Annotated in this window: 31 protein-coding genes; 11 read left to right on the top strand and 20 right to left on the bottom strand. The window is 64.8% G+C overall.

What is annotated here, in order from left to right; all coding sequences use genetic code 11:
• Positions 1–58: 58 nt before the first annotated feature.
• A complete protein-coding gene (locus tag VB672_RS08320; protein WP_329783706.1) occupies positions 59–2,170 on the bottom strand; it encodes a S9 family peptidase in 2,112 nt (703 codons plus the stop codon).
• A gap of 422 nt (positions 2,171–2,592) precedes the next feature.
• Between VB672_RS08320 and VB672_RS08315 the strand changes: the two genes are divergently transcribed.
• A complete protein-coding gene (locus tag VB672_RS08315; protein WP_036352441.1) occupies positions 2,593–3,027 on the top strand; it encodes a MucR family transcriptional regulator in 435 nt (144 codons plus the stop codon).
• A 2-nt stretch (positions 3,028–3,029) separates the two neighbouring features.
• Here VB672_RS08315 and ftrA read toward each other — a convergent pair whose 3' ends face one another.
• A complete protein-coding gene (gene ftrA, locus VB672_RS08310) occupies positions 3,030–4,067 on the bottom strand; it encodes a transcriptional regulator FtrA (protein WP_329783705.1) in 1,038 nt (345 codons plus the stop codon).
• A gap of 88 nt (positions 4,068–4,155) precedes the next feature.
• On the opposite strand from ftrA, the gene VB672_RS08305 reads away from it, so the two are divergent.
• Together VB672_RS08305 and VB672_RS08300 are read left to right on the top strand one after the other, a co-directional pair.
• Entirely contained in the window at positions 4,156–4,590 is a 435-nt protein-coding gene (locus VB672_RS08305) for a rhodanese-like domain-containing protein (RefSeq protein WP_329783704.1), read from the top strand.
• A gap of 188 nt (positions 4,591–4,778) precedes the next feature.
• Positions 4,779–5,747: a DUF6456 domain-containing protein gene (locus tag VB672_RS08300; RefSeq protein WP_329783703.1), complete on the top strand. Its 969-nt coding sequence runs from the start codon at positions 4,779–4,781 to the stop codon at positions 5,745–5,747.
• Here the strand turns inward: VB672_RS08300 and VB672_RS08295 are convergent.
• Together VB672_RS08295 and VB672_RS08290 are read right to left on the bottom strand one after the other, a co-directional pair.
• Entirely contained in the window at positions 5,744–6,172 is a 429-nt protein-coding gene (locus VB672_RS08295; RefSeq protein WP_329783702.1) for a SufE family protein, read from the bottom strand. The two genes, VB672_RS08300 and VB672_RS08295, sit on opposite strands and share 4 nt — an antisense overlap.
• 68 nt (positions 6,173–6,240) lie before the next feature.
• Entirely contained in the window at positions 6,241–6,561 is a 321-nt protein-coding gene (locus tag VB672_RS08290; protein WP_329783701.1) for a hypothetical protein, read from the bottom strand.
• A gap of 31 nt (positions 6,562–6,592) precedes the next feature.
• Between VB672_RS08290 and VB672_RS08285 the strand changes: the two genes are divergently transcribed.
• The 3 genes from VB672_RS08285 to VB672_RS08275 all read left to right on the top strand — a co-directional run bounded on the left by VB672_RS08285 (position 6,593) and on the right by VB672_RS08275 (position 8,096).
• A complete protein-coding gene (locus VB672_RS08285) occupies positions 6,593–6,790 on the top strand; it encodes a hypothetical protein (protein ID WP_329783700.1) in 198 nt (65 codons plus the stop codon).
• A gap of 125 nt (positions 6,791–6,915) precedes the next feature.
• Complete coding sequence (locus VB672_RS08280) at positions 6,916–7,755, top strand: peptidoglycan-binding domain-containing protein (RefSeq protein WP_329783699.1); 840 nt, start codon at positions 6,916–6,918, stop codon at positions 7,753–7,755.
• Positions 7,755–8,096: a DUF1491 family protein gene (locus VB672_RS08275; protein ID WP_329783698.1), complete on the top strand. Its 342-nt coding sequence runs from the start codon at positions 7,755–7,757 to the stop codon at positions 8,094–8,096. The genes VB672_RS08280 and VB672_RS08275 overlap by 1 nt, the downstream gene beginning before the upstream one ends.
• A gap of 48 nt (positions 8,097–8,144) precedes the next feature.
• On the opposite strand, the gene VB672_RS08270 is transcribed toward VB672_RS08275, so the two are convergent.
• Positions 8,145–8,729: a carboxymuconolactone decarboxylase family protein gene (locus VB672_RS08270; RefSeq protein WP_329783697.1), complete on the bottom strand. Its 585-nt coding sequence runs from the start codon at positions 8,727–8,729 to the stop codon at positions 8,145–8,147.
• A 110-nt stretch (positions 8,730–8,839) separates the two neighbouring features.
• A complete protein-coding gene (locus VB672_RS08265) occupies positions 8,840–9,856 on the bottom strand; it encodes a hypothetical protein (protein WP_329783696.1) in 1,017 nt (338 codons plus the stop codon).
• Between the two features lie 250 nt (positions 9,857–10,106).
• On the opposite strand from VB672_RS08265, the gene VB672_RS08260 reads away from it, so the two are divergent.
• The gene (locus VB672_RS08260; RefSeq protein ID WP_329783695.1) at positions 10,107–10,310 is read left to right on the top strand and encodes a hypothetical protein; all 204 of its coding nucleotides are present in this window, start codon (positions 10,107–10,109) and stop codon (positions 10,308–10,310) included.
• Between the two features lie 32 nt (positions 10,311–10,342).
• On the opposite strand, the gene VB672_RS08255 is transcribed toward VB672_RS08260, so the two are convergent.
• The 4 genes from VB672_RS08255 to VB672_RS08240 are packed head-to-tail and all read right to left on the bottom strand — an operon-like array spanning position 10,343 to position 14,300.
• A complete protein-coding gene (locus tag VB672_RS08255) occupies positions 10,343–10,852 on the bottom strand; it encodes a GNAT family N-acetyltransferase (protein WP_329783694.1) in 510 nt (169 codons plus the stop codon).
• Between the two features lie 5 nt (positions 10,853–10,857).
• Positions 10,858–11,421 (bottom strand): DUF1254 domain-containing protein, encoded by a 564-nt coding sequence (locus VB672_RS08250; protein WP_329783693.1) that lies wholly within the window; start codon positions 11,419–11,421, stop codon positions 10,858–10,860.
• Positions 11,418–12,068: a DUF1214 domain-containing protein gene (locus tag VB672_RS08245; protein ID WP_329783692.1), complete on the bottom strand. Its 651-nt coding sequence runs from the start codon at positions 12,066–12,068 to the stop codon at positions 11,418–11,420. The genes VB672_RS08250 and VB672_RS08245 overlap by 4 nt, the downstream gene beginning before the upstream one ends.
• Positions 12,069–12,089: 21 nt before the next feature.
• Positions 12,090–14,300, bottom strand: a complete 2,211-nt coding sequence (locus VB672_RS08240; RefSeq protein WP_329783691.1) for a transglycosylase domain-containing protein — start codon at positions 14,298–14,300, stop codon at positions 12,090–12,092.
• 212 nt (positions 14,301–14,512) lie between these two features.
• Between VB672_RS08240 and VB672_RS08235 the strand changes: the two genes are divergently transcribed.
• From VB672_RS08235 to VB672_RS08225, 3 genes are all read left to right on the top strand, one after another.
• Positions 14,513–15,016 (top strand): YcgN family cysteine cluster protein, encoded by a 504-nt coding sequence (locus VB672_RS08235; protein ID WP_329783690.1) that lies wholly within the window; start codon positions 14,513–14,515, stop codon positions 15,014–15,016.
• Between the two features lie 345 nt (positions 15,017–15,361).
• The gene (locus VB672_RS08230) at positions 15,362–16,750 is read left to right on the top strand and encodes a M10 family metallopeptidase (RefSeq protein WP_329783689.1); all 1,389 of its coding nucleotides are present in this window, start codon (positions 15,362–15,364) and stop codon (positions 16,748–16,750) included.
• Between the two features lie 23 nt (positions 16,751–16,773).
• Positions 16,774–16,995, top strand: coding sequence for a hypothetical protein (locus VB672_RS08225; RefSeq protein ID WP_329783688.1), 222 nt, complete (start codon positions 16,774–16,776; stop codon positions 16,993–16,995).
• 44 nt (positions 16,996–17,039) lie between these two features.
• On the opposite strand, the gene VB672_RS08220 is transcribed toward VB672_RS08225, so the two are convergent.
• The 7 genes from VB672_RS08220 to VB672_RS08190 form a co-directional block, all read right to left on the bottom strand.
• Positions 17,040–17,387 (bottom strand): hypothetical protein, encoded by a 348-nt coding sequence (locus VB672_RS08220; protein WP_329783687.1) that lies wholly within the window; start codon positions 17,385–17,387, stop codon positions 17,040–17,042.
• A gap of 230 nt (positions 17,388–17,617) precedes the next feature.
• Positions 17,618–18,700 (bottom strand): AI-2E family transporter, encoded by a 1,083-nt coding sequence (locus tag VB672_RS08215; RefSeq protein ID WP_329783686.1) that lies wholly within the window; start codon positions 18,698–18,700, stop codon positions 17,618–17,620.
• 394 nt (positions 18,701–19,094) lie between these two features.
• Complete coding sequence (locus VB672_RS08210; RefSeq protein WP_329783685.1) at positions 19,095–19,409, bottom strand: YMGG-like glycine zipper-containing protein; 315 nt, start codon at positions 19,407–19,409, stop codon at positions 19,095–19,097.
• Between the two features lie 86 nt (positions 19,410–19,495).
• Positions 19,496–20,086, bottom strand: coding sequence for a DUF2939 domain-containing protein (locus VB672_RS08205; RefSeq protein ID WP_329783684.1), 591 nt, complete (start codon positions 20,084–20,086; stop codon positions 19,496–19,498).
• A gap of 163 nt (positions 20,087–20,249) precedes the next feature.
• Complete coding sequence (locus tag VB672_RS08200; protein ID WP_329783683.1) at positions 20,250–21,338, bottom strand: TRAP transporter substrate-binding protein; 1,089 nt, start codon at positions 21,336–21,338, stop codon at positions 20,250–20,252.
• 136 nt (positions 21,339–21,474) lie between these two features.
• Positions 21,475–22,929 carry a sensor histidine kinase gene (locus VB672_RS08195; protein WP_329783682.1) on the bottom strand — a complete coding sequence of 485 codons (1,455 nt, stop codon included), beginning with the start codon at positions 22,927–22,929 and terminating at the stop codon, positions 21,475–21,477.
• 173 nt (positions 22,930–23,102) lie between these two features.
• Entirely contained in the window at positions 23,103–23,297 is a 195-nt protein-coding gene (locus VB672_RS08190) for a hypothetical protein (RefSeq protein ID WP_329783681.1), read from the bottom strand.
• A 161-nt stretch (positions 23,298–23,458) separates the two neighbouring features.
• Between VB672_RS08190 and VB672_RS08185 the strand changes: the two genes are divergently transcribed.
• A complete protein-coding gene (locus VB672_RS08185) occupies positions 23,459–24,490 on the top strand; it encodes an endonuclease/exonuclease/phosphatase family protein (protein ID WP_329783680.1) in 1,032 nt (343 codons plus the stop codon).
• Positions 24,491–24,518: 28 nt separating this feature from the next.
• Here VB672_RS08185 and VB672_RS08180 read toward each other — a convergent pair whose 3' ends face one another.
• The 3 genes from VB672_RS08180 to VB672_RS08170 are packed head-to-tail and all read right to left on the bottom strand — an operon-like array spanning position 24,519 to position 25,573.
• The gene (locus VB672_RS08180) at positions 24,519–24,818 is read right to left on the bottom strand and encodes a hypothetical protein (protein WP_329783679.1); all 300 of its coding nucleotides are present in this window, start codon (positions 24,816–24,818) and stop codon (positions 24,519–24,521) included.
• Positions 24,819–24,866: 48 nt separating this feature from the next.
• Complete coding sequence (locus VB672_RS08175) at positions 24,867–25,220, bottom strand: hypothetical protein (RefSeq protein ID WP_329783678.1); 354 nt, start codon at positions 25,218–25,220, stop codon at positions 24,867–24,869.
• Positions 25,221–25,222: 2 nt separating this feature from the next.
• Positions 25,223–25,573, bottom strand: coding sequence for a hypothetical protein (locus VB672_RS08170; protein ID WP_329783677.1), 351 nt, complete (start codon positions 25,571–25,573; stop codon positions 25,223–25,225).
• Between the last annotated feature and the right edge of the window lie 25 nt (positions 25,574–25,598).

Below are 25,598 nucleotides of genomic sequence, written 5' to 3'. Positions count from 1 at the left end.
TCTGCGGCTTGGCACGGTGCTTCCTACAGGGTGTTACGTTTTCACATAGCGCATTGTATCAGTTCTGGAACCCTTCGATGCATCGAATGGCAAAGACATAGGCAAGGGCCACTTCCTCAAGGCGGTCGAAACGGCCGGCGGCGCCGGCATGTCCCGCCTCCATGTTGAGCTTGAGCACGACCGGGCCCCCGCCCGTCATGGTGGCCCTGAGCCGCGCCACCCATTTGGCGGGCTCCCAATAGGTGACCCGAGGGTCCGTGAGCCCGGCGAGGGCCAGGATCGCCGGGTAGGCCTGGGGCTTTATGTTGTCGTAGGGCGAGTAGGACAGGATCGTGCGGAACGCCGCCTCGTCCGCAGCCGGATTTCCCCATTCCGGCCATTCCGGCGGGGTCAGGGGCAGCTCGCTGTCGAGCATGGTGTTGAGCACGTCGACGAAGGGCACCTCGGCGATGATTCCCGCGAACAGGTCCGGCGCCAGGTTGGCCACCGCCCCCATGAGCATGCCGCCCGCACTGCCGCCATGGGCGACGATGCGTCCACGGGACGTGTACCCGGCCTCGATGAGAGCCTCGCCGCAGGCGATGAAATCCGTGAACGTATTCGTCTTCTTCTCGCGCTTGCCGTCCGTGTACCAGCGCCAGCCCTTCTCCGTGCCGCCGCGGATATGGGCGATGGCATAGACGAAGCCCCTGTCCACGAGGGACAAAATTCCGGTGCGGAAGCTCGCGGGCATGGACATGCCGTAGGAGCCGTATCCGTAAAGCAGGCATGGGGCCGAGCCGTCGAGCGCGACCCCGCGCCGGTGCACGAGCGAGATGGGAACCTGCTCGCCGTCGGGGGGCGTCGCAAACAGCCGGCGCGTCACGTAATCGGCCGGGTTGTGCCCGCTCGGCACTTCCTGTCGCTTGCGAAGCGTGCGCTCTCCCGTGCGCAGATTGTAATCGATCACCTCGCTCGGCGTCGTCATCGACGAGTAGTGATAGCGGATGACATCGGTGTCGAACTCGTAGCCGGCCGAGAAGCCGAGCGAATACGCTTCCTCCTCGAACGCGACGATCTCTTCGCGCCCCGTTGCGAATTCGCGCAGCACGATGCGCGGGTTTGCGTTTTCCCGCTCGAGCCGCACGAGGTAACGCGCAAGCGCGACGACGGAAAGAATCATCGTGCCGGGTCGATAGGGCACGAGATCCGTCCAATGGGTGCGTCCCGGCGTCGCGACGGGCGCCGTGACGATCTTGAAGTCTTCGGACCCGTCCGCATTGGTGAGGATGATCAGGCTGTCGCCGTGGTGCTCCACGTCGTACTTCAATTGCGGCGTGCGCGGCTCGACGAGCCGTGGCGCCGCCGCTGCGTCCGTCCGGTCGAGCAGCCAGACTTCCGAGGTTTCGTGGTCGCTCGCCTCGATGAGCACGAAGGCATCCGATTGCGTGACCCCGAGCTTCACGAAGAAGCCGGGATCCTTTTCTTCATAGATCACCTGGTCCTGTTCGGTGCCGGTCCCGAGGAGATGGCGCTTCACCCGCACGGGGCGGTGGTTTTCGTCCAGTTCGACATAATAGAAGCCGGAGGAATCGTTGAGCCAGACGGCGCCGCCTGAGGTTTGCAGCACCTCGTCCCGAAGGTCGCTGCCGGTCTCGAGATCCCGCACGCGGATCGTGAAGTATTCAGAGCCCTTGATGTCCGCTCCCCAGGCCATGAGCCGATGGTCGGGCGAATGATCCGCTCCGCCCAGATCGAAGAAGGGATGTCCCTGAGCCTCCTTGTCGCCGTCCAGCATGATCGTCTCAGCCCCGCCGTCCCGGGGCTGCCTGCAGACGAGGGGATGCTGTCCGCCCTCGCGGTAGCGGGTGAAATACGCGAAGGCTCCGTCCGGCTCGGGAACGGACGAGTCGTCCTCCTTGATGCGCCCGCGCATCTCGGCCACGAGACGGGCCTGAAACTCCTCCGTTCCGGCAAAGATCGCCGCTGCGTAGGCGTTTTCCTGCTCCAGGGCGGTGCGGATCGACGAATCGAGGGCCGACGGATCCTTGAGCACGTCCCTCCAGTTCTCCGCCTTCAACCAGGCGTAATCGTCCCGAACCTGGATTCCATGCACATCGACGATATGCGACTTCGCCGGGGTCGATGGGGCCGCAGGCAAGGGATGAGAGGGAAGGCGCTCAATATTCATGGAAATGTCCGGCAAATCATCAGGAGGCAGGATTATGCACAGATAACGAGGATTTCCCATGCCGGGTCCCGATCGGGCGAGGCGGGCCGGCCGGTGTGCAAGCAAGTGCCTTTCTAGTTACTTCTTCGGATTAGAGCGATGAAATTTGTGTGAGGAAAGCCTTAACCTATGGCAGGAGGCATTAACTGTTCAGCATAGGTCTATTGCAAAGTGAAAGTTGATACGAAGTTTTCCAAAGTTTTCCTTTTGCACATCTTGCAAAGAGGCTCAATTTGACATACTTGGACGAGCGAGCACGATTTCTGTGCAAGTACGGTGCGGCTCAAGCAAGAAGCAAGCATTGCTTCAGACGAGAATGCTCAAATTTAGGTTGAAATGCTTTTTTGAGTCATTCTAAAGAGCCGGAAAGGAAGAAAATCAAAATGAGCGACAACATCGCTGCTTCGAACTACATTGAGTTGGCTGCGGATATCGTTTCGGCCTATGTGAGCAATAATTCTGTTCCTTCGGGCGATCTGCCGACGCTGATCAACGACGTTCATTCGGCTCTTCTTCGTGTCGGGGGCGGCACCGTGGAAGCGCCGGTCGAGGCGCCGAAGCCGGCAATTCCCGTGAAGAAGTCCGTGACGCCCGATTACATCGTGTGCCTCGAGGACGGCAAGAAGTTCAAGTCGCTGAAGCGCCATCTGCGCACGCAGTACAACATGACGCCCGAGCAGTATCGCGAGAAGTGGGCCCTGCCTGTCGATTACCCGATGGTGGCCCCCAACTACGCCAAGGCTCGCTCGGAACTCGCCAAGGAAATGGGCCTCGGCCAGCAGCGCCGCAAGCGCCGTTCCTCGCGCAGCAGCAGCTAAGGTCAGCCTTCCGCGCTGAAATCAGCCGCCCCGAGGGGCGGCTTTTTGCTTTGGCCGCCTGAGGATCCCGCACTTCGCTTCCATTCGGGAGCGAACCGGTTGCGGTAGGCTGCCGGGCTCGTGCCGAGCCGTATTCGGAAATGATGCCGGAGCGTCGCGGCGGAGCCGAAGCCGGTCGCGCCGGCGATGCTTTCGATGGAATGGCCGGTCGTTTCCAGCAATTCTCGGGCACGGGCCAGGCGCTCCGTGAGCAGCCATTCCCCCGGCGGCAGGCCGGTGGCGGCCTTGAAGCGCCGCAGGAAGGTGCGCACGCTCATCCCGGCCTCTGCGGCCAGTTCCGCCACCGGCTGCTCTTCGGCCAACCGTGCCCGCATCCGGTCGAAGACGGGCGCGAACCGGAGACCCTCGCGGGCCGGCGGCACGGGGCGCTCGATGAACTGCGCCTGCCCGCCCTCGCGATGGGGCGGCACCACGAGGCGGCGGGCCAGACGGTTGGCGATCTCGGGGCCGAAATCGGCCCGCACCACATGCAGGCAGAGATCGATGCCGGCGGCGCTCCCGGCGGAGGTCAGCACCCGGCCTTCATCCACGTAGAGAACATCCGGCTCGACCCTGATGTCCGGGTAGAGGAACGAGAGGTTTTCGACATGGTGCCAGTGCGTGGTCGCGCGCTTGCCTGATAAGAGCCCGGTCGCGGCAAGCGCGAAGACGCCGGAACAGATGGACATCAGGCGTGCGCCCCGCTCGTAGGCTCTCCTCAGCGCTTCGATGAGTCCTGGAGGGACGGGCTCGGCGTGGGCGCCGCGCCAGCCGGGGATGACGATGGTGTCGGCCTGGTCCAGCAACTCCAGCCCGCCATCCGCCATGATCTGGAAGCCGCCGATGGCCCGCAGGGGTCCGGGCTCGACGGCGCAGACCGCGAAGCGGTACCAGTCCGATCCCATTTCCGGTCTCGGCAGGCCGAAGATCTCGACCGCGATGCCGAACTCAAAGGTACTCAACCGGTCATAGGCGAGGGCGACGACGAGGCGGTTTGGCATGATGTTTACGACTGTTGGCAGAAGTGCCACTTTCCACCATGACGCCTCTGCGGAAATCTGGCCACGGCTTTTCCACAAGGAGGTTGTCATGCCAACGAGTTCCGTCGCGGCCATCCCGGCCGCTGCTCCGTCCAAGGCTGCGGAGCATTTCGCAGCCCGCCTCTCGCTCGAGACGGATTGTGCCGACGTGCACGAATCCCTGTCGGGCGGCACCGTCGACTTCGTTCTCCTCGATGTGCGCGGGCCCAACGCCTATGCGCGCAGCCACGTGCCGGGTGCGCTCAATCTTCCGCATCGGGAGATGACGGCGGAGCGTCTGGCCGCCTGGCCCGAGAGCACGCTGTTCGTGGTCTATTGCGCCGGTCCCCATTGCAACGGTGCCGACCGGGCGGCCTTGAAGCTGTCCCGGCTCGGACGGCCGGTGAAGCTGATGCTCGGCGGCATGACCGGTTGGGCCGACGAGGGATTCGCCTTCGCACAGGGCTCTGCACCCGGATCGCCAGCGGTGTCCACAGCCGCCTGATACAGGCATGGTCCTTCCCGATCACAGGGGGAGGACCATTGCGGCCTCAATGTGGATGAGGCGCCCGCTGTCCGACTTATCCTCACTGTTATCAACAGAATTGAATCTTCGTTGACAACTAGGAATATGCCCCCACTATCGAGGATGGAAGGGGTGACCCTTCCTTACTTTATTTATGGGAACAAAACATGAACATTAAGGACGGCGATGCGGTTCATCAAAGTATTGCCGCAGCAAGGATTTCAGGCTCGAAGAAGGCGCAGTCGAAGCGGCGTTCGCGGAAGGCAGGCAGGCAACAGGGAATCGCAGGCGGACAACTTGTAGGCGAGCCCCTGCCCAGGGACGCATGGCGGCTTCTGACGGCGCTCGGTCGGCCGCAGACCTGCGCCATGGTGGATCCCACCGACCCGACCAGCGTGCTTGTCCACAGGCGCCGGTCGGGAATCTCGGTGGGGGCGGGGCGCTTTGCCATGGCGGTTGCGGAGCTGCTCGTGCACCGGGATCTCGGTCGCTGGGAGCAGCCTGCCTCCGGCCGGAAAAGCCTGCTGCTGACCGAGGCGGGCGAAGCCCATCTGCGACGGGTATCGGCGCCGGAGGCCGATCTGGCCTTCTTCCATCAGCATCACGACACGAATCCCGCCACCGTCGAGACGGAGGCGGGACCCGCGCGCGTGCGCGTCGATGCCGAGGAGAGCCCGCTCGACTGGCTGCGCCGCCGGAAAGGTCGCGACGGGCAGCCGATGATCGACGAGGCCTCCTACCAAGCGGGCGAGCGCCTGCGGACCGACATCATGCTGGCAGGGCTCCTGCCCGGCGTGACGGCGCGATGGGACGGCATGCCCAGGAGCGGCGGCCCGGCCTCGCCCGGCGAGGCCACGGAGCGGATGGTCGCGGCCCGCCAGCGGCTGCGCGACGCCTTCGATGCCATCGGCGGCGACTTCAGCGACCTGCTGCTTGATCTGTGCGGTTTCCTGAAAGGGCTGGAGCAGATCGAGCGCGAGCGGCAATGGCCCGCGCGCTCCGCCAAGATCGTCGTGCGCCTCGCCCTGGCGCGGCTCGCGGAGCACTACGGCATCGAAGCGTCCGCCCGCGGTCCCGCCGCTTCGCGCGGCATCCGGGTCTGGCAGGCGGTGGTGATCGAGGGCGGGCGGGTCTAGGTGGCGGCCAGGGCCATCTGCGCGTCCCGGCGGATGCGTTCGACCATGGATCTGACGCCGTTCGACCGTTGCGGCGTCAGATGCTCCGACAGGCCGAGCCCCTTGAACAGCCCCAGAGCGTCGGTCGAGAGGGCTTCCGAGGCCGTCTTGCCGCTGTAGAGGGAGATCAGGAGCGCCACGAGGCCGCGCACGATGTGGGCGTCGCTGTCGCCGCGCAGATGCAGGACAGGCTTGCCGTTTGCGGAATCCAGATCGGTCTGGAGCCAGACCTGGCTGGCGCAGCCTTGAACCTTGTTGACGTCGTTATGCGCCTCGTCCGGCAGCGGCTCCATCAGACGTCCGAGCTCGATGAGGTAGCGATAGCGCTCCTCCCACTCGTCGAGCAGTTCGAAATTGGAGACGATCTCGTCGATTGTCGGCAGCATGGCGAATCCGGATTCTCTGCCGGACATATAATCATCGCCGGGCCTTTTGGCGACCGACGGGCCCGGATTTACGTGCGAGGCTTGGACGCAGCAGGCTCGCGGTCCTCGGGACGCAGGGTGTCCGCGGGCTTGGCGGAGCCCGCCATGGGCAAGCCGGAGCTGGTGAGGATCCTGTCGACGACGGCCTGTTTGGCGCTGTCGGGGAGGGCCTTCCACACGGTTTCGAGGTGACCGGGAGCGCTTGTGGCGGGCGCTCGGTCGGCGGCCGGTTCCGTCTTGTTCGGCGCCAGAAGAGCCCCGACGGCAGCCCCGGCCTCGCCCTGCTGGCGCACGGGCGAGTAATAGAAGATGGCGCCGACGATGAGGATGAAACGGAGGATCGAAAACATGGGGCGGTCGGTTGCGCGAAAACGAAGAACGATGCAGCACCATAACGTACCGGGGCTGTGCCGCGTAGGAGGCGCGCGGGGAATCTGGAAACAGGATGAACAAAACCTTGCCGAGCTCAGGATTCGACAAGTTATTGAAGAAAAAGCTGAATTTCTGGCCGCTCTGCGCCATGCCTCCGTTCTCGCCGCCTGCGCCGGCTCGTTTTCACAGGCGATGGAAGGCAATTAGGTTTCGCTTAAACCGTCTCTGTCAGGCTTTGCCGTGAGAATGACAAGAAGCGGTGCCTTGCCGCCTTGTCTTGCAGGATGCGCGGACCAAAACGACATCAATCTTCGAAGACGGATACGACTCCCTTGCGTGAAGCTTTTGTCGATCATCCCGATGACGATCTCGACCTTCCTGCCGTCGTGCGCCGGAAGGCTCCGGCTCGCCCTGCGCAGAAGCGGGCCGCCAAGCCGCCACGCAAGCCCGGGGTGGGCGAGCGGGCGGCCGCCTTCGTCTTCAGCCATCCGCGCCAGATCCTGGCCGCCCTGTTCCTGACCGGATGCGGCGGCGCGATCGCCTGGAACGCGCTGGCGCTGCAAAGCAACCGCCATCCGGCGCCGCTCTTCAACACGCGGGAGATCGTGCTGGCGCCGGAGCCCGAGGCCGAGATCTCCCAGCCTCTGCCGCCCGTCCGTCCTGGAGCAAAGCCGGCCGATGATCCGGCGGCGCCTCAGGAGGCCGTCGCTCATCCCGCAACGGAGGCAGCGCCGCCCTCGCCGGTCACTGCGCCTAAGGCGCCTGCCCGGAGCCCGATTGCCGACATGATCCGCAACGGCGGCCAGCCCATAGCGGCTCCGGCCCCGCCGGCGCGCGCCCCGCAGGCTGCCGCTCCCACCACGCCGGCGGCTGCGCCGGCACCGGCGCGGAGCGCCGCGCGCGATCCCATCGCGGACATGATCCGCCTGGGCGGCCCGGTGCCGGTTCCGCCCGGCAACGTGGGGCGGCCCGACCAGGGCGACGTGGTTCTGGCAGGCCAGCGGGCCTTGGCCCGGCTGGGTTACAGCGTGAAGGTGGACGGCCAGATGGGCTCCGGCACGCGGCAGGCCATCGAGCGCTTCGAGCAGGACCGCCGGCTGCCCGTGACGGGCGAGCTGAACGCCAGGACGGTCCGCGAACTCTCCGCCGCTTCCGGCATCGCGGTCCCCTAGTGTCCAGGCTTCGCTCGGATTTCTGGGTGTCCGCCTATCTGCGCCGCTGTTCGGTGGAGGGCATCGATGCCGCTCTGCGCAAGCGCGGCGCCGCGGAGGCCGGTGCCATCTTCGTGAAGGTGGATCGGCTCGACGGCACCGCGAGCCTCTATGGTCCCGCGCCGCAGCTCTTCCTCGATGAAAGCGGCGAGCGCCTGTTCTCGCCGATCCTGCAGGGCGTGATGCCCCTCGACGTGGAGGAGCGCATGACGCGCGAACTCCGCTTCGATCCGGACCTCTGGTTGGTGGAGGTCGACGACAGGGCGGGACGCCATTTCCTCGACCTCGCATCCGAAGATTGATCGGGCGGTCGCCCTGCAGCGGGAAGCCCGGCCTGTGGAGCCTGCGGCTTACACGGCTCGACCCACACTCATCGTTGCCCGGAACTCTGCGTCTTCATTGATGAAGGCTGCCTCCGTTCCCGCCCCGACGGCGTCGAAGAAACGGCTCACGAAACAGCGGAAGGCCGCGCAGAGCGCGATGTCGCAGATCTGCGTGTCGGAGAACCCGACCGCCCGCAGCCGGTCGATGTCGGCCTGGGAGATCCGGGATGCGTCCTGCGCGATTGTCTCCGCATAGGCCAGCATCTCCACATCCTTGTCGGGCAGGCCGGCGGTCCGGAAATCCCGTTGAACCGCGAGCACGGCCTCCTTCGACCCGAGATCGTCGATGAGCTGCCTGCTGTAGACATGGGAGCAGTAGGTGGACGGGATGTGCTTCGCGGCGATCAGCGTGATCAGGCGCCACTCCCGAAGGCCGAGCGAGAAGCCGGCGCGGACCCGGTCGGAAAAATCCGTGTAGATCGGCAGCAGGTCCGGCCGGGCGGTGAAGCATTTCGCGGCGTCCATGACGAAGCCGATTTGCGCCCTCTGCCGCTCGTAGATCTCGGCGACCCTGCCGGTGGCTTGCTCTTCCTCGATCGTGTGCAGGTACATGCGAGCCTCCGGTGCGATCGCCAGCACACGCAATCTAGCAGAAACTCGGTCGCGCCGGCATTCGTCCTTCGCCACGTTCGAACGGCGGCTTTGAACGATCGCTTCGCCGTCTATGCGAGCGCCTCTCCGGACAGGGTCCTGACGTCCAGGATGGCCTCGGTGAGGGCGAGGGCGATGGGGCCGGGAACGTCCCGCATCTCCCGCACCAGCTCCCTGATGGCGGAAAGCGGGTAGGACAGGGCCGGGTGCAGGCTGAGGAAGATCCTGATCGCATCCTGCTGTGTCAGCCCCAAGACCTTCAGGGCCAGAGCGAGCAGGCGGTGGCGTCCGGTTTCGAGGATGCGCCACTCCGTCGAAGCGGGAAAGCCGAAAAGTGTGGTGAGAAGAGCCTCCAGCCGGCGGTCGTCGCCCTTGAGCCCTGCGGCGAGAAGTTCGGCGAGATCCTGCTCGGTCACCGCGAACGACAGGGTGACCCGCCGATGGGCGAGGGCCGTTTCGACGCGCTCGCGGATGGCTTTGCGGCGCTCGGGATCCGCAGCAAGATAGAGGGACGCCTGAACGGCCGTCGGGAGATCGGTGCGGTCGAGAAGAATGCGGGCGAGGATGGGGCGCTGACGGGCGCGCCGCAGCAGATCCGTAAACAGTCCGGTGTCCGGAGCGAAGGCCGGATTTTTGGCAAGCGCGTTCTCGACCGCGCACTCGCGCAGGGCCAGCAGTTTGTGGATGGTGGCCGGATCGAGGTCGGGTTGCGAGGCGAGGGAGAGCCGCCCCTCCGGCGTTGCAAGCTGCCTGGTGCCGAAATTAGGCTGCAGCCGCGTCACGCGATGCTGCACGATCTCGCGCGCGGCGGGTGAATGCCGGGCCAGGTACTCGAGCACGGAGGCCGGCGTGTCCGGGCAGGGCGCCAGGATGCGGGCGAGATCGAGCAGGGTCGCAGGATCGGTTTTCGGCAGGAAGCCCAGAACGAGAGTCTCGAAGGTCTCGATGCTCTCGCGGTCGCGCGCCGGTGCGGCGACGAACATGTCCGCGTTCACCTTCAGGAGAGCAGCGCGCGCATCGGATGTGCCGTCCGGTGACCCGAAACCCGACAGGTCCGACCAGAGATCCGGATTGGCAGAGGACGCCATGCTCGCACTCGCTTCAACGCAACCGGTCGAAGGCTAGGGGGCCTTTCTTAGCGCACCTTTAACAGGCGCGAAGGACTTGGAATTTAAGCATTCCGCCCGGGGAACATAAGCGCGGCAGTGATTGTTGTTTTCATGTCAGGGTAGGCATTTTTCTTCAGTGCGAAGCCCCGTGGAAACCAACTGTTAACCATAGGTCACTTTTTGTGAGTCAGTCGTAGAGGCAGCCAGTGGCACGATAGAGGAGGACACAATGCGAGACGTCTGGACCAGATCACCGGGAGTGGTGATCGCCTTTCCGGATCATATGGAACGTCCGCGGCGCCCGACCCTGTCCGCCGATGAGCCTCGAGGCGAGATCCTGCTCTTCACCGGCGTTCGCTACGAGCGGCCTTCTCCCAATCCCGGTCCTTCCCGCCCGCTGGCCTCCAACAGCCCTGGACGCCGCCGCTCTTAATTCATCCTGATTTCAATGACGATGAGGCGCCGTTAGGCGCCACGTATCGGGCTTGCCAGATCGTGCACCATGAGCACCGCATCCGGCCCATAGCTCGCAAGTTTCGCCGCCAGGCCCGGTCGGGTCAGGACGCGAAAGCCGGCCTTCTCCCAAAACGCCTGTGACCTGTTGACGGCGACGAGCGACAGATTGTCGAAGCCCGCCGCGCGCGCATGGGCCGTCAGCCTGTCCACCGCCTGCGCGGCATATCCTTTGCCGCGGGCTGCCGGCAGCATGGCAACGTCGTGGATGTAATAGGTCGTAGGAGCCGCAGGAAGCTCGCCCAGCAGCCCGTTCAGGCGCGGCGGCTCTCCCAGGCGCCAGGGATGGGTGAGCGCGTAGCCGACGGCCTTCTCGCCCTCGGTCAGCATGAGGCAACCTGGCGGATAGAGGTGACGACGCTCCGCCAGGACCTCACGGTCTTCCGGATGGCCGAGGTGGATCGTATCGGCAAGAACCTGCACCTCGGCCAGATCCTCGGCCATCATGGGCCGCCAGGGCATGGCCCTCAGGTATCCTGCTCGGCGGTGCATGACACCGCCTTGGCGGCGTCCTCCGCCTGAGGCCGCAGGCTGGGACTCGGAGCGGCCACGCGCACGATGACGAAGCCCTGCTGTTCCGGCGCGACGATGCGCACGTCGCGCGAGGGATCGTTCTCGTCCTCCGCGGCCCGGGCCTCGTCGAGCTGGCGGGCAGTCATGGCGACGATCTCGAGCTCGCCCCGCACGGCGGCGCGGTCCGTGACGGCGAAGAAGACCCCGCCCGATTCCTTGTGAAAGGAGAAGGACAAAGGAAGGGATCCGGTGCGGGCGGCGATGCGCATGGGGCCGTTGCGCAGATCGAAGGCGCACGTCGCCACGGCGACGGCCGGATCCGGCCTCGGCAACCAGGTGTTCTCGCCGCCCGGCGCGCTGACGATCTGGGCCTTGTCGGCGGTCAGAGTGGCCTGGACCTTGGCGAAGGCGTCCTGCTCGGCAAGATAGGGACTGGCGAGAATGGCCGCGATATGAACACCCGCGGCGATCACGATGCCGCAGAGGGTGGCGATGAGGAAACGACCGAACCCTCTCATGCTCCGCATCCCAGGCGCTGGATGATGGGGAAATCGGCTTCCTCGAGGTTGGCGCCGGCAGCCCCGGGAGGATCGTAGAGACGCAGCGCCAGCGTGAAGGGGCCGGACGCGGGAAGCTGGAGCCAGTTGCCCGGCTGCAAGGCGCGGGACAGGGCGATGCTGAACCGATCCTGGTAGTCCCGGAGCACTTCCGCCGAGGTGAAGCTTCGGCGCCCGAGCGCGGTCGCAGGCAGGCGTCCGTCTCCATCGTAGAGCGTCAGCGTCCAGAGCCGCGCGGCGGGCGCGACGACCCCGACGGAATACGTGCAGGCGGAATCGAGCGGCCTGCCTTCGCTGTCCGACCGGGCCGTGAAACCCAGTCCTTCGCCGGTGGCCAAAGGCACGTCGCCGTGCCGGGCGATGATCGCACGCATGTAGGGATCGGCCTCGGGCGAGCCGAGCTTCGGCCAAGCCTGCCAGGGGCCGAGACGCAGGCTTCCGAAGGGCGGATCCCCGTTCATCGCCCAATAGGCGGAGCCAAGCCCCAGTCCCAGCGCCAGAAGCAGCGTGTAGACCACGAGGAAGGCTGTTGGGACGCGTCTGACGGTCACGGGCGACAACGGGGCGGATGGCGCGCGCATGGAAGCGGCCGCAGGGGCGTTCGTCAAGGGAGCCTCTGTCTGCATTCGTTAGGGCATGGCAACTTGGCGGCGGCTGTCCACGGCCGCAGAGCTGCGCGGCGCCTCGGGAGCCTTGCCCGTCGTGACGGAGCGGTCGACCGACTGGAACAGGGTGCCGATGCCCCCGAGAACCTCATATGACTTGCGCGAGAGCGTGCCGGCCAGGAAGGCCTGGGCGGGCGCCTGAGCCTGATCGGCCGTGGGACCTTTCGCCGACGCCACGCGGGAGGCATTCGCCGGGCTCGCGCCGGGAATGGGGCGGATCTCCAGGTTCTGGTGGGCGAGATTCATCACCTCGTGCCAGGTCATGGCGGGAAGGGTGCCGCCGGTCATGTCGTTCATGGGGCTCGAATCGTCGTTGCCGTACCAGACGCTGGCGACGAGGTTGCCGGTAAAGCCCACGAACCAGGCATCCTTGTAGCCGTTGGTGGTGCCGGTCTTGCCCGCGACAGGAATGCCTTCGAGCGCGGCACGCTTGCCGGTTCCTTCCTCGACCACCTTGTTGAGCATGAAGTTCATGTCGTGGACGACGCGGGTGTCGAGCACCTGCTTGGGCGGGGTATCCCGATCGTGACGGTAGATGATCTCCCCGGAGGAGTTACGAACCTCCCAGGCGGCATAGGGATCGGCGCGCTTGCCGCCATTGGCGAAGACCGCGTAGGAGGCCGCCATGTCGATGGGGGTGACCTCGGCGGCGCCGATGGGCAGCGAGCTCGAATCCGTCAGCGGGTGGGTGAGACCCATGCGCTTGGCCGTATCGATGATCACCGCCCGGCCTGCCTTGGCATTGCCCTTGCCGATCTCCAGCGACATCCGAACGGGGATCGAGTTGATCGAGCGGGCGAGTGCCGAGGTGAGGGACATGGAGCCGGAGAAGGATCGGCCATAGTTCTGCGGACACCAGTTGCCCAGGCAGATCGGCTGATCGACCACGTTCGAATTGGGCCGCAGCTTGGGGTTGGTGGTCATGGCCGCCACATAGACGAACGGCTTGAAGGACGAGCCGGGCTGCCGGAGGCCCCCGGTGGCGCGGTTGAACTGGCTCTGACCGTAGTCCCGCCCGCCGACGATGGTGCGCACGGCGCCGTCCACGTCCATGACGACGATCGCGCCCTGGCCGGCCTTGTACTGGCGTCCATGCTGGCGGAGCATGTTTTCCAGCGTCTCTTCCGTGTGGCGCTGCAGCGCCGTGTCGAGAGGCGTCTTCACGATCAGCACGCGCTCGTTGCCGAACTTCTTCTGGGACGCGAGGGCCTTCACCTGCTCGAACGCCCAGTCGAGGTAGAAGTCGGGGGTCGTCTCGCGCTCGCGGTTGATCGGGGTCGCCGGATTGCGCCGCGCCGTCTGGATCTGGCCTTCCGTCAGGAAGCCAGCCTCGACCATGTTGCGCAGGACCTCGTTCGCTCGGGCGCGGGCTGCCGGCAGGTTCACGTGCGGGGCATATTTGGTCGGGGCCTTGAACAGGCCGGCCAGCATGGCGGATTCCGCCAGGGTCAGCTCCTTGGCGGGCTTGCCGAAATAGTAGTCCGCCGCCGCCACGACGCCGTGGGCGCCGCCGCCCATATAGGCGCGGTCGAGATAGAGTTTGAGGATCTCGTCCTTGGTCAGGTGGAACTCGAGCCAGATGGCCAGGAAGGCTTCCTTGATCTTGCGTTCCAGGGATCGCTCGTTGGTGAGGAAGAGGTTCTTGGCCAGCTGCTGGGTGATGGAGGAGCCGCCCTGGACGACGCCGCCGCCCTGGGCGTTCACCACGAGAGCCCGGAAGGTGCCGATCGGGTCGATGCCCCAGTGGTCATAGAAGCGCCGGTCTTCCGTCGCCAGGGCGGCCTTGATCATGTAGTCCGGGAAATCCTCGAGCTTGTAGGAATCGTCGAGGTGGAGACCGCGGCGCCCGACCTCCTGGCCGTAACGGTCGAGGAAGGTGACCGCGAGATCCTGGGTCTTCAGCCAGTCGTCCTCCGTCTCCCGGAACGCCGGGAGGGCGAGGGCCAGCATGACGATGCCGCCAACGACGCCCAGGGTCGTCGCCTCGCTGGTCAGATCCAGGATCCCGCGAAGGGGCCCGCGGAACCGCAGGCACCGCATCTTTTCCGAGTACCAGCCCCATCCGGCGGCCAGCCCACGTCCGCTCTGGAACAGCGCAGAGTTGAGCCAAGCATCGAACCACAGCGCCGCGCGCTTGATCCGCGTCGTAAAGGGGATGGGAGGCTGCTGGCTCACGATGGTCCTTTGGGGCAGTCAGGGTCTGACCTGCCTCGTTATGATCCTTGAATTCGTTGTCGGCAACGCCGAAGCGTGGCGATGCTGATATATATAACTCAAAACCTTGTTTGGAGGTTCAGGGCGATTTACCTCTTCAGAAGTATCGGCGGCCCGCTATTCGGTTTAGCACCGTCCTTCAAACCGCCTCAAAGAGACGTCAAAGCGCCCACATGCCAAATGCCGCACCTGTCATCCGCCCTCAGCCCGAGGAGCAGCCCTTCTGGCGCGTGAAGCCGCTCGAGGCCATGGACCTCGACGAGTGGGAGAGCCTGTGCGACGGCTGCGGGCGCTGCTGCCTCGTCAAGCTCGAGGACGAGGATACGGCCGAGGTGATGTACACGAATGTGGGCTGCACCCTTCTCGACGACCAGACCTGCCGCTGCCGCGACTATCCGAACCGGCAGGCCAAGGTGGCCGATTGCGTGCGCCTGACGCCGCAGGCCGTGCGCGGCCTCTCCTGGCTGCCCCACACCTGCGCGTACCGGCTGGTGGCCGAGGGGCACGACCTCTATTGGTGGCACCCGCTCGTCTCGGGCGATCCGGAGACGGTGCACGCCGCCGGAATCTCCGTCCGTGACCGGGTCGCCGGGCCGGAGGAAGACTTCACGATCGCCGAACTCCTGGAGCGCATCACCGACTGGCCGATGGAGGATCCCGGCGTCCGGGAGGCGTGAGCGCTCCTGTGGCGGGCGCAGACGCGTTTTGCTGATCCGCCGTCGAGGCTGCGTTCGTCCGACCGGTAGGGCTGATGCCGTGCCTTCTCGCCGGGCAAACCGTCGCAGATCCGCGCGTCGCGACGATCGAACGACCGCGCTCGCCTCAGAAAGGCGCAGTGACCAGGCTGCATGATGCATGGGCCGCTGCAGTAAGACCAGTGGCCGGCCTGAATCCTACCCCTTTCGAGTAGTCGCCATCTCTTTCGAGTAATTGCCACCGCGGCCTTGAGAAGCGACCATTCTCGACCCCGCATCAGTTCTGATCCCGTATTCTTCAGAATAATTTCCGAACAGGGTGGTTTTATGCCTGCTATTGCTACTTATGGCCTGACTGGTAATGCGTATATCGATGGTGTTCTCGGCGGATATAAATGGGCGATCAACAGCATAACTTACAGTTTTCCTACCAGTGGCTCACATTTCGGGAATTCATACGGAACGGCTGAGAACATTACGAATTTCGGGAGCCTCGGTGCCGTTCAGCAGACGACCGCTCGCAATGCCCTCAAGACCTATGCCTCGGTGGCGAATCTGACCTTCACGGAGATCGCAGAAACTGACACGCAGCATGCCGATGTCCGCCTTGCGATGTCGGACAAGACCGGCTCGGCCTGGGCCTACCTTCCGAGCACGGCGGCGGAAGGCGGGGATGTCTGGTTCAACAGTTCCAATGGCTATTTCACCAACCCGGTGAAGGGCAATTATGCCTTCATGGTCTTCCTGCATGAGCTCGGTCACGCGCTTGGCCTCGAGCATCCGCACGAAAATGCCATGCCGCAGGATCGGGACACGCTGGAATATACGGTCATGAGCTACCGTTCCTATGCCGGCGGCTCGACGACGGCAGGCTACACCAACGAGACCTGGGGCTATGCGCAGTCGCTGATGATGTACGACATCGCGGCCGTGCAGCACATGTATGGGGCGAACTACGCCACGAACGGCGGCAACTCGACCTATACCTGGAATGCGACGACCGGCGAGATGGCGATCAACGGCATCGGTCAGGGAAGGCCCGGCGGCAACAAGATCTTCCTGACCGTCTGGGACGGCGGCGGAAGCGACACGTACGACCTTTCCAACTATGCCACCAATCTCAAGGTCGATCTCCGTCCCGGAGAATGGACCAAGACGTCCACCGCTCAGCTTGCCAAGCTGAACTGGGACGGCTCGAAGGTTGCTGTCGGCAACATCGCCAATGCGTTGCTGTACCAAGGTGACACGCGTTCGCTCATCGAGAATGCCGTAGGCGGATCGGGCAACGATTCCTTGACCGGCAACGAGGGTGCCAACCTGCTCAGAGGCAGTGCCGGAACGGACAAGCTGTACGGGCTCGGCGCAGGAGATTCGCTCGACGGCGGTGCTGGAGCCGACACGCTCGCTGGAGGCGCCGGAGCGGACATCTTCGATTTCAACTCCGTCCGGGATTCGCTGTCGAGCGCCCGCGACACGATCCAGGATTTCCTTCGGGGCTCCGACCGGATCGATCTGCGCACCATCGATGCCAATGCGGCCGCCGGCGGAGATCAGGCCTTTTTCTTCATCGGAAACACGTCCTTCACGGGTCAGAGCGGCCAGTTGGCCTTCGCTGGCGGGGTGCTCTCCGGCGACGTGAACGGCGACAGGACCGCCGATTTCCGCATCAACGTCACGGGCATCTCGACCATGGGCGCCACCGACTTCTATCTCTGATGGGAGGCTTTGGGGATGCACCGATGAGCGACTGGATCGACTTCGGCCACTGGCCGAACTGCGCACGGATGGAGCGGCCCGGCTTCGTGTTCGAGGTGAGGAACAACGAGGGGCGCAGCCTCCTGACCACCTGCACGGTTCCGCTCCCGCTGCCGTTCGACTGGACGTCGCCTCCGGTGCGTTTCCGTCTGGTCGAGGCGCCGAAGCCGCGCCGCTCGAATCCCATTCCGAAGCCGCAGATCTGATACGCTCAGCGCCGCTGCCTCCGCGATGGTCCTGTCATTGGGCCTTATTGTGCAGGCTTCCGGCGCCGCGACACCAGCGTCGGGCTCGTTCCCTGGGCGATCTGCAGGCAGGTGAGCATGTCCACATAGCTCGGCGTCCCGCCGATTTGCGCCTCCTGCCCGCACATGTCCCGTTGGCCGGCAGGCGCGCTGCTCCACATCGCGCGAAGCTGGCGTTCCGCCGCCGTCTCGTCGCGCATGCAGCTTTCGTACGGGTTCGTATCCTGCGGCGTCAGGGCACGCGCCTCTTTGCAGGTCGCCTCGACATTGAAGCGCGGGGGCTCCTGGGCCATGACGGTCGAGCCCCAAAGGCTTCCGACCAACACCGTCAAACCGAGCGTACAGGCCCTCATGGCAGCCTCCTTCACGTGTCGAATTCGTGTGACCTCGACCTCACCTGGCAAGTCCGGAATGCCGTAACACCTGAGACCTGCGTGGTTGGCCCACTGCAAGACGCGCAGGATCTCATTCCGCCCAATAGAAGCTCATCACAGTGTAAGGCATGTGCTCCAGCCCGCAAGGGCGCAAGGGTTGGGACTCGGTTCGTGAACGGCCGGATATCGCCCTCCCGCCAAATCCGCGATCAGGAGCCGGCCTCTTGCCGGCTGCCGCTGCCGGGCTCGCCGGGAACGTCGGTCTGCTCCCCGAGGGTCTCGCGCACGTAGAGCTTCTTCACCAGCACGTAGGTGACCACCGCGAGGGGAAAGCCGAAGATCAGGCCGAGGGTGCCGAACAGGACGCTGCCGATCAAGATGGCAAACAGCGCCAGGGCGGGAGGAACGCTGATCACGTGTCGCGCCACCAGAGGGAAGATGACATTGCCCTCGATCTGCTGGATCGCCATGACCGCGAGCACGGTCCAGAGAGCGGCCTCGCCGCTCACGCTGAACGCGATCAGGATGGCCGGCAGCGCTCCCAGGATCGGCCCGAGGAATGGGATGAAATCGGCGATGCCCGCGATGAGGCCGAGCGCCAGGGCCGAGGGCAGGCCGATCAGCCAGAAGGCGATGGTGGAGAGCACTGCGACGCAGGCCATCGCGATCAGCTGCGAGGTCAGCCACAGCTTCAGGGCCTCTCCGGACGCCTGCAGGGAGCTGTGGACCCGTGGATGGTGGTGCATCGGGAAAAGCTTGACGAACCCCTCCCGGTAAAGCCGCGGCGCGGCGGCGATGTAGAGGCCCGCGATCACCACGAGGATGAAATCAGCCAAGCCGTTGAGGATGGCGCCGCCGATCCCCGCAAGACGGGCCGCCATTCCGCCGGTCGGCGCATTGCTGACGATCTCCGACAGATCGTCGCTCACCGGTCCGAGGCCGAGTTGCTTGCTGAAGTTGTCGACCGCGAAGGGGAGCCGTTCGACCACGTTGGAGAATTGGGCCCGGACCTGCGTTCCGAAGAGGGCGATGATGGCCAGGAACAGGATGAAGATGAGCAGGCTGGCGGCGGTCAAGCTCCAGCGGCTGGGCACCTTGAGAAAGCGCACCAGCGCGTCCGAGGCCGCATGGAGCAGGATGGCCACGAGAACGGCCCCGAAGGCGAGAAGAAGAACGTCCGACAATTTCCAGAGGAGGAGCGCGAGCAGGGTGATCCCGAGAACGATGAGGACCTTACGCACGAACTCCGCATCGTTCATGAAACCTCGCGCGGAACGGTCCTGATTGTTCATCGTTTACGCCTCACCTTCTCCGCTCTGACAATCGAAGCGGAAGAGGCTCGGTTCCCTCCATCGATCCGGATGTAGATCCAAGTTATTTGAGATTACATCGTATGGATCGACTTCATGCCTGTTTGCACAGTTTCGTAAAACAGCGGAACGGATTTTGATGTTCCTGGTTGTTGTGCCATGGAGGAAGTTCATATGACCTCGCAAGTCATCTATTTTATTCTTGGCACTGTGTTTCCGCTTGCCACGATCGGGTGGTTATTCACCCACTGACGAATGTCGCAGGCGTTCTTCTCTATGGAAGTGGAATGTGCCGGAATAGCTTCAGTGCCGCGTACCGAAAAGCCCGCCTGACATCATCAGGCGGGCTTTTCGATTTCATGGTTTTGCTTCGCCTCTACCGCACGACTTCCGTACAGGCCTGATTGCCGTAAGTATCGACCGTGCAGGTCCGCTGCCTGATCGAACCGGTTGTTGCCGCATCGGGAACCACGACGACCCCGGGGGCAGCCTGCACCTTCGCGTTCTGCTCGGCCAGCCCGCCCGCAATGCCGCCGACGCCCGCACCGACAACGGCGCCCACGGGGCCGCCGACGATGGCGCCCGTCACGGCGCCGGTTGCAACCCCGGCCGCCGTGCCTTCCTGGGCCGACGCAAGTTGAGGCATGATCAAAAGGGATGCTGCGGCGATGCCCAAAGCAAGTTTACGCATAACTTGATCCTTCGTCAGATAATCGTCTGATCGGGAACGCTCCTGTTATGCTCCAGGTTCCGATAATTGCCTGTAAGGCCGGATCTCTACTTTGTCGCCGCCGAGGCTCGCTTGATCAATTCTTCCTTGAGTGGCTCCGGAAGCTCGATCCCGGTCAGGCGCCAGGTCGCGTATCTCAGGCGCAGGGTGATCTTGAACTGCCGGTCCTTCGGCTCATCCACCGGGGCCGGGATCGTGATGGACCGGAAGCCCTGCGATTCCGACATGATGAACGTCCGCCAGGCTTGCCCGAGCGAGGGGCCATCGAAGCCGACCGGAAAGAAAAGCCCGGTGCCGCCCTTTGGCCCTGCGGCCTGCTGCAGCTGTCCGTCCTCGAGAAGGTCCATGACGGCCTGGGGGGTGATGAGTTCCTCCAGGACCGGGTTGAGGACGGCTGTTCCCGCTTGCGCCGCGGCCTGCCGGCCCAGTCCGTCGAGATCCTGCGTCTTCAGGTATTCGCCCAGGATCTGACGCGCCAGGGAGACGCGAAGCGCATTGAAGTTCACCCGTTCGGTGATCCGGTCCAGGTCCCTGGCCTCGACGGCCTTGGACAGGTCGTAGAGCGCCACGAAGGGCGAGACCATGAAGATGGCCCAGGCCAGGAAGAGGAGGAAACTGATCCGGAAAGTCCAGCGCATCGTCTGTCGATGATCCTTAGACGGTCGCGGGACGGCTTTACGCCCGGCGAGGCGCGAGCCCGCGACACCATTGCGGCGAGGGGCCTTATGTGGGCACGCGACGGTCAGCAAAAAAGGGCGGCCGAACGGCCGCCCTTCTTCGAAACCGTGGCTTCAGGATCGATCAGCCGCGGGCGCGGGCGCGGATCATGAAGGTGTCGTAGGCGTATTCGGCCACTTGGAACCAGAGATATTCCTCGTTCCGGAAGGCCTTGACCGCATCGACGATCTTCTTGAAGTCGGCGTTCTTGGCCGAGGTCTCGTCGAACACCTCGTTGGTCGCCTTGTAGGCAGCCTCCAGGATCTCCTGCGAGTACGGGCGCAGCTGAGTGCCGGCGCCGAGGAGGCGGCGCAGGGCGGCCGGGTTGCGGGCGTCGTACTTGGCCAGCATGTCGTTGTTGGCATAGCCGGCAGCCGTCGTCAGGATGGCCTGATACGCCTTGGGCAGTTCACGCCATTTGGCCTGATTGACGAACAGATGAATGGCGGGGCCGCCCTCCCAGAAGCCCGGATAGTAGTAGTACGGCGCGACTTTCGAGAAGCCGAGCTTCTCGTCGTCGTAGGGGCCGACCCACTCGGCCGCGTCGATGGTGCCGCGCTCGAGAGCCGGGTAGATGTCGCCGCCGGGGATCTGCTGCGGCACGGCGCCGAGCTTCTGCATCACCAGACCGGCGATGCCGGCGATGCGCATCTTCAGGCCCTGCAGGTCCTGAACGGTCTTGATCTCCTTGCGGAACCAGCCGCCCATCTGCACGCCGGTATTGCCCGCGGGCATGCCATAGAGGTTGTGCTTGGCGTAGAACTCGTTCAGCAGGTCGTTGCCGCCGCCCTGATAGAGCCAGGCATTCATCTGGCGGGCATTCAGGCCGAAAGGCGCCGCCGTGCCGAGGGCGAAGGTCGGATCCTTGCCGAAATAATAGTACGAGCAGGTATGGCCGAGCTCGATGGTCCCGTTGCCCACCGCGTCGGCGATCTGGGGCTGGCCGACGATTTCACCGGCCGCGAAGGGCTGGATCTGGAATTTGCCGTCCGTCGCCTCGGAGACGAATTTCGCGATCACCTCAGCGCCGCCGTAGATCGTGTCGAGGGACTTGGGGAAGCCCGATTGCAGGCGCCACTTGATCTCGGGCATCGACTGGGCGATGGCCGGGGCGGCCACCGTGGTCGCGGCGGCGCCGAGCGTTGCGGCCTGCAAAAACTGACGACGTTTCATTGCTGGTGTTCCTCTCTGGATCGTGACCTGTGTCACTTGGGCCCTATTGACACTAAATTCGGTTGCGTCCGCAAGAAGCCTGGCGCCACTATCGACTAATGATCTACGCGCCTTTTGATAAAGACCTTGATCCTGCTCACGAAAGCGGCACATCGATGGCGCAGCTGACCCCGTCGGGGCCGTAGGTCAGGCGCACCTCGCCGTTCAGCTCCCGGGCCAGGCCGTCCTGGATCAGCCGCGTTCCGAAGCCCTGGCGCACCGGGGCGACGACCGGGGGACCGCCACGCTCCTCCCAGTGCAGGGCGAGGCGCTGGCCCGTTGCGGTTTCCGGCACCGCCCAGGCGATGCGGACGCGGCCGCCGGGCACGCTCAGGGCCCCGTACTTGACCGCGTTGGTGCACAGTTCGTGCAGGGCCATGGACAGGCTCAGCGCCATGGGGGGCGCGACGCGCAGATCCGGCCCCTCCACATGCAGCCGTCCGTCGTCCGAGAGGCCGCGATAGGGCGCGAAGGCCTGCCCGACGATCTCGGCGATGCCGGCGCTCTCCCAGTTCTCGCGGGTGAGAATGTCGTGGCCGCGGGACAGCGCGAACAGGCGGGCCTCGAAGGACGCATGGGCGGCGAGCAAATCCCGGGCGTCCCAGGTCTTCATGCCGCGAAAGCTCTGCGCCGCGAGGGATTGCACGGTGGCGAGCGTGTTCTTCACCCGGTGATTCAGCTCGTTGATCAGAAGCCGCTGATGGTCTTCGGCACGCTTTTGATCGGTGATGTCGATCTGGATTCCGTCCCACACGATCACACCGCCCGGCAGGGTCCGGGGGGCGTCGACGATCCGCTGCCAGCGGATCTCGCCGGTTCGGGCATGACGGATGGCGAACTCGATGTCGAGAGGCTTGAACTGCGCGTGGGCTTCCATCTGCGCGCGGGCGACGGGCTCGCGGAATTCCGGAAGGATGAGATCGAAGAGAAGCTGCGGATTGTCCGGGATCTTCTCAGCTGGAATCCCGTTCAGTCGCTCGCAGCTGGCCGAGATGTAGATGAAGCGTCGGCCTTCGTAACCGACGCCGTTGTCCATCTGATAGACCATGCCGAGCGGCAGATTGTCGGCCAGGGCGCTGATCTGTGCCTGGCTCTCGCGCAGGATTTCCTCCGCCCGGCGCTGCTCCGTCCAGTCGCGGAAGCTGACGCCGAGGCCGCCGTCGTAAGGAAAGACGCGGTATTCCAGGGAGTGTCCCTGGCGGCCTAGGGCGCCAGACTCGAAGGACAGGGGTTTCCCCGAGACAAAGACCTCTTCGTAGCGCCGCCGCAAGTCGCTCCCGGCGGCTTCGGGGAACACGTCCCAGATCCTCTTCCGCAGCATGGTATCGCGGCAGGCGCCGAAACAGCTCTCGGCCGCCCGGTTGATGTAGCTGAAGCGCCAATCGGAATCGAGGGAATAGAACGCATCCGAGATACCCTCCAGCACCGTCAAGAGGCGGGCCTGGACCTCCGCTTCGATGCCGGGGACAAGGGCTTGCTCCAAGGCGCCGTCCAGGGCGCCCCGGGGATGACCGGAGACCGACACGGCGTGCTCGCCGGCGGGTGGCTCCATCTCTATGGCTACATCCAAAGCGGGGCTGGGCATGCTCATGCAATGAAACATAATAACGAGCATGCCAAAGGCAATGATCCAGCGTTTCGCAAAATTGCTTTGCAATCAGACGTCAGGCGCGATGTTTCGTCTTCCCGACCGGCTCAAGCAAACGGTTTGGCGCTGCGAGAGCCTTAGGCTTCAGGTTGGGCGTGACCCTTCTCGAAGGTCGGGTTCTTCGGGATGCTGAAGACTTCCGCCGCGCAGATCAGGGTGAACAAGGCAACGACGCCGGCGATTTCAGCGAGGCTGACGAGGGCCGAAGAGAGATCGCCGACATAGACGAATGCGCCCGTGGCGAGCGCAACGATAGCAGCCCAAAAGATCATGGGCTTCCTCCCGGCAAGGCTTGATGCGCACACATAACGGAGCTTGGCTAAAAAAGTTCCCGAAGGTCGAGCAAAAAATTTCCGAACGGCGAAGACCTGGCGAAAGGCATGGCGCCCTAATTCGCAAGGGCCGAGACTGTTGTTCGAGGACCTCCCGCACCATGCGCGCCGTGACCGACCGCGTCGTCTCGAATCTCCCCGTTCCGGAGGCCTCCCTCCTGGACGAGGCGCGTCGCGCCTCGCTGCGGGGAGAGGACGGGCACGCGCGCCTCCTGCAGGAGATCGAGGCCCTTCAGGCCGTCGAGCAGGGGCCGCCCGAACGGGTCCGGCCCTGTCCCGGCACGATCAGGATCGCCGCCTTCAACGCCGAACGCCTCAAGAATCGCCCGGCCGCCCGCCGCCTCCTGCAGCAGGCCCGCGCCGACATCGCGCTCCTGAGCGAGGTCGATTGCGGCATGGCGCGCTCCGGCAACACGCACAATCTGCGCGACCTGACCGCGGGCACCGGCGAGGGCTATCTCTTGGGCGCCGAGTTCGTGGAACTCGATCTCGGGGACCGGAGCGAGATGCGCGCGCATGCGGGCGAGCGCAACGTTTCGAGCCTGCATGGCAACGCCATCGTGACCGGCCTTGCCCTGGAGGCGCCGCACCTGATCCCGCTGGAGGAGGCCGGGTTGTGGTTCTCAGGCTTCAAGGGCGCGCAGAGGCGCATCGGCGGACGCATGGCGCTCGCCGCGCGCGTCGCCGGTGCCGCCAAACCCCTGTGGGTCGTTGCCACCCATCTCGAAAGCAAGACCGATCCGGCCGACCGGCAGGCGCAGATCCGAAACCTGCTCCGGGCGCTCAAGGCGATCGCGCCGGGCGAGGCTTGCGTGATCGGCGGCGACTTCAACACCAAGGCCCTGCCGCGCGGCGAGGACGAACGGCATCTGCTGCTCGATGCGCCCGAGCGCTACGAGCCGCTTTTCGCCGATCTCGCGCAGGCGGGATTTACTTGGGCCGGTGCCAATCTCCCGCTCCCGACCCAGACGCCGGGTCCGAGTAACAAGCACGAGCCGCCTTTCGGCAAGCTCGATTGGATCGTCGTGCGCGGCCTTGAGGCGACCAATCCTCAGATCGTCCCGGCCGTGGACGAGGAGGGCAGGGCGGTTTCAGACCACGAGATGATCGCCGTGGACGTGAGGATCGGTTGAGGGGGACGGGATCTCGAACAACGCCGTCTCACATAAGGCCGCTGGAGAGGCCTGCATGCGTTCGTTGATCGGTTCCTCCCGGGTCCGACGCCATCACGCTGCACCGCGCTTGGTTCAGGAGCGCCCGAAGCCTGACGACGTTGACCGGGGGAAGGATGACGTGCAGGGCCAGGACCGGGATGAACTGGCCCATCGCCCCGTAGCCGATGAAGCAGATATTGGCGCCGACCGCCATGATGCGCATGGGCAGCATCGTCCGCTGGGCGAAGGTCGCCAGGGTCAGGCCCGAGGCGGCATAGCCGATGATGTCGATCCAGCCCAGGATCATGACTGAGTTCCCATCGTCGCGACATTGATGTCGCCGGGCGGGCCTGTCTCACCGACGCTCCGGAAGCGCCTCGGCGTTCGGATACGCATTCACCCGCCCGGCATGTCCCCGGCGTCGCCCGTAGTCCAGGCGCTTCCAGGCCGTCAGGCTCACGATCGCGACGCAGCACAGGGTGTTGGCGGCAAAGACCGCCGCCATGCGCCAGTCATCCACCACCAGCACCGCATAGGCGACCGTGGAGAGATGGGATACCCCGAAGAGCACCCAGGTCGTGTAGGAAATGGCCGCCGCGCCCTGCGTGTCGCGGCTGATCTTCACGATCTGCGGCAGATAGGCCAGGATCCTGGCCGTGTTGCAGACGGTGAACACGAGCAGGGCCGCATCGGCTGGCGTGACCGGCATGCTCAGTCCGCGACGTGCATGCTCGTGGGACAAAAGGCGACGACCTCGTTCCGTGTCTCCAGGATTCTCGCCGAGACCCTGTTGAGGGTCTCGGCCCCGAAGCGCTCGTAGAGCGCGGTCACCGCGGAACGCGGCTCGCTCACGTAGCTGCGGCTCACGAGATGCAGCGCGACCGCGCCTTCGTCGGGACCGAACTTGCTTGCGTAGAAGCGGCCCTGGCAGCCGCAGCCGGTCTCGTCCCTTTCCGCAATGGATCTGCATTCGCTCTCCACGTCGAGGACCGTCTCGCCCGCTTGCGGCTGCGACGTCGTCACGATGAGGCCGATGGTGACGGCCAGTAGCGCATGTCTCATCTGCTGCTCCTTCGCAGTGCCGTTC

The sequence above is a fragment of the Microvirga sp. CF3016 genome (assembly GCF_036314085.1).
GTDB lineage: Bacteria > Pseudomonadota > Alphaproteobacteria > Rhizobiales > Beijerinckiaceae > Microvirga.
This window is presented reverse-complemented; position numbering and strand designations above follow the sequence as displayed.

What these genes read in the sequence shown, in the direction of transcription:
- VB672_RS08215 (WP_329783686.1), bottom strand. Translation starts at nt 18,700, where the DNA reads ATGAACAATCAGGACCGTTCCGCGCGAGGTTTCATGAACGATGCGGAG.
- VB672_RS08295 (WP_329783702.1), bottom strand. Translation starts at nt 6,172, where the DNA reads ATGCTGCCGACAATCGACGAGATCGTCTCCAATTTCGAACTGCTCGAC.
- VB672_RS08285 (WP_329783700.1), top strand. Translation starts at nt 6,593, where the DNA reads ATGCAGCACCATAACGTACCGGGGCTGTGCCGCGTAGGAGGCGCGCGG.
- VB672_RS08300 (WP_329783703.1), top strand. Translation starts at nt 4,779, where the DNA reads ATGAACATTAAGGACGGCGATGCGGTTCATCAAAGTATTGCCGCAGCA.
- VB672_RS08180 (WP_329783679.1), bottom strand. Translation starts at nt 24,818, where the DNA reads ATGATCCTGGGCTGGATCGACATCATCGGCTATGCCGCCTCGGGCCTG.
- VB672_RS08270 (WP_329783697.1), bottom strand. Translation starts at nt 8,729, where the DNA reads ATGTACCTGCACACGATCGAGGAAGAGCAAGCCACCGGCAGGGTCGCC.
- VB672_RS08225 (WP_329783688.1), top strand. Translation starts at nt 16,774, where the DNA reads ATGAGCGACTGGATCGACTTCGGCCACTGGCCGAACTGCGCACGGATG.
- VB672_RS08230 (WP_329783689.1), top strand. Translation starts at nt 15,362, where the DNA reads ATGCCTGCTATTGCTACTTATGGCCTGACTGGTAATGCGTATATCGAT.
- VB672_RS08190 (WP_329783681.1), bottom strand. Translation starts at nt 23,297, where the DNA reads ATGATCTTTTGGGCTGCTATCGTTGCGCTCGCCACGGGCGCATTCGTC.
- VB672_RS08265 (WP_329783696.1), bottom strand. Translation starts at nt 9,856, where the DNA reads ATGGCGTCCTCTGCCAATCCGGATCTCTGGTCGGACCTGTCGGGTTTC.
- VB672_RS08305 (WP_329783704.1), top strand. Translation starts at nt 4,156, where the DNA reads ATGCCAACGAGTTCCGTCGCGGCCATCCCGGCCGCTGCTCCGTCCAAG.
- VB672_RS08170 (WP_329783677.1), bottom strand. Translation starts at nt 25,573, where the DNA reads ATGAGACATGCGCTACTGGCCGTCACCATCGGCCTCATCGTGACGACG.
- VB672_RS08200 (WP_329783683.1), bottom strand. Translation starts at nt 21,338, where the DNA reads ATGAAACGTCGTCAGTTTTTGCAGGCCGCAACGCTCGGCGCCGCCGCG.
- VB672_RS08320 (WP_329783706.1), bottom strand. Translation starts at nt 2,170, where the DNA reads ATGAATATTGAGCGCCTTCCCTCTCATCCCTTGCCTGCGGCCCCATCG.
- VB672_RS08175 (WP_329783678.1), bottom strand. Translation starts at nt 25,220, where the DNA reads ATGCCGGTCACGCCAGCCGATGCGGCCCTGCTCGTGTTCACCGTCTGC.
- VB672_RS08315 (WP_036352441.1), top strand. Translation starts at nt 2,593, where the DNA reads ATGAGCGACAACATCGCTGCTTCGAACTACATTGAGTTGGCTGCGGAT.
- VB672_RS08205 (WP_329783684.1), bottom strand. Translation starts at nt 20,086, where the DNA reads ATGCGCTGGACTTTCCGGATCAGTTTCCTCCTCTTCCTGGCCTGGGCC.
- VB672_RS08260 (WP_329783695.1), top strand. Translation starts at nt 10,107, where the DNA reads ATGCGAGACGTCTGGACCAGATCACCGGGAGTGGTGATCGCCTTTCCG.
- VB672_RS08210 (WP_329783685.1), bottom strand. Translation starts at nt 19,409, where the DNA reads ATGCGTAAACTTGCTTTGGGCATCGCCGCAGCATCCCTTTTGATCATG.
- VB672_RS08220 (WP_329783687.1), bottom strand. Translation starts at nt 17,387, where the DNA reads ATGAGGGCCTGTACGCTCGGTTTGACGGTGTTGGTCGGAAGCCTTTGG.
- VB672_RS08185 (WP_329783680.1), top strand. Translation starts at nt 23,459, where the DNA reads ATGCGCGCCGTGACCGACCGCGTCGTCTCGAATCTCCCCGTTCCGGAG.
- VB672_RS08235 (WP_329783690.1), top strand. Translation starts at nt 14,513, where the DNA reads ATGCCAAATGCCGCACCTGTCATCCGCCCTCAGCCCGAGGAGCAGCCC.
- VB672_RS08290 (WP_329783701.1), bottom strand. Translation starts at nt 6,561, where the DNA reads ATGTTTTCGATCCTCCGTTTCATCCTCATCGTCGGCGCCATCTTCTAT.
- ftrA (WP_329783705.1), bottom strand. Translation starts at nt 4,067, where the DNA reads ATGCCAAACCGCCTCGTCGTCGCCCTCGCCTATGACCGGTTGAGTACC.
- VB672_RS08250 (WP_329783693.1), bottom strand. Translation starts at nt 11,421, where the DNA reads ATGAGAGGGTTCGGTCGTTTCCTCATCGCCACCCTCTGCGGCATCGTG.
- VB672_RS08195 (WP_329783682.1), bottom strand. Translation starts at nt 22,929, where the DNA reads ATGGAGCCACCCGCCGGCGAGCACGCCGTGTCGGTCTCCGGTCATCCC.
- VB672_RS08255 (WP_329783694.1), bottom strand. Translation starts at nt 10,852, where the DNA reads ATGCCCTGGCGGCCCATGATGGCCGAGGATCTGGCCGAGGTGCAGGTT.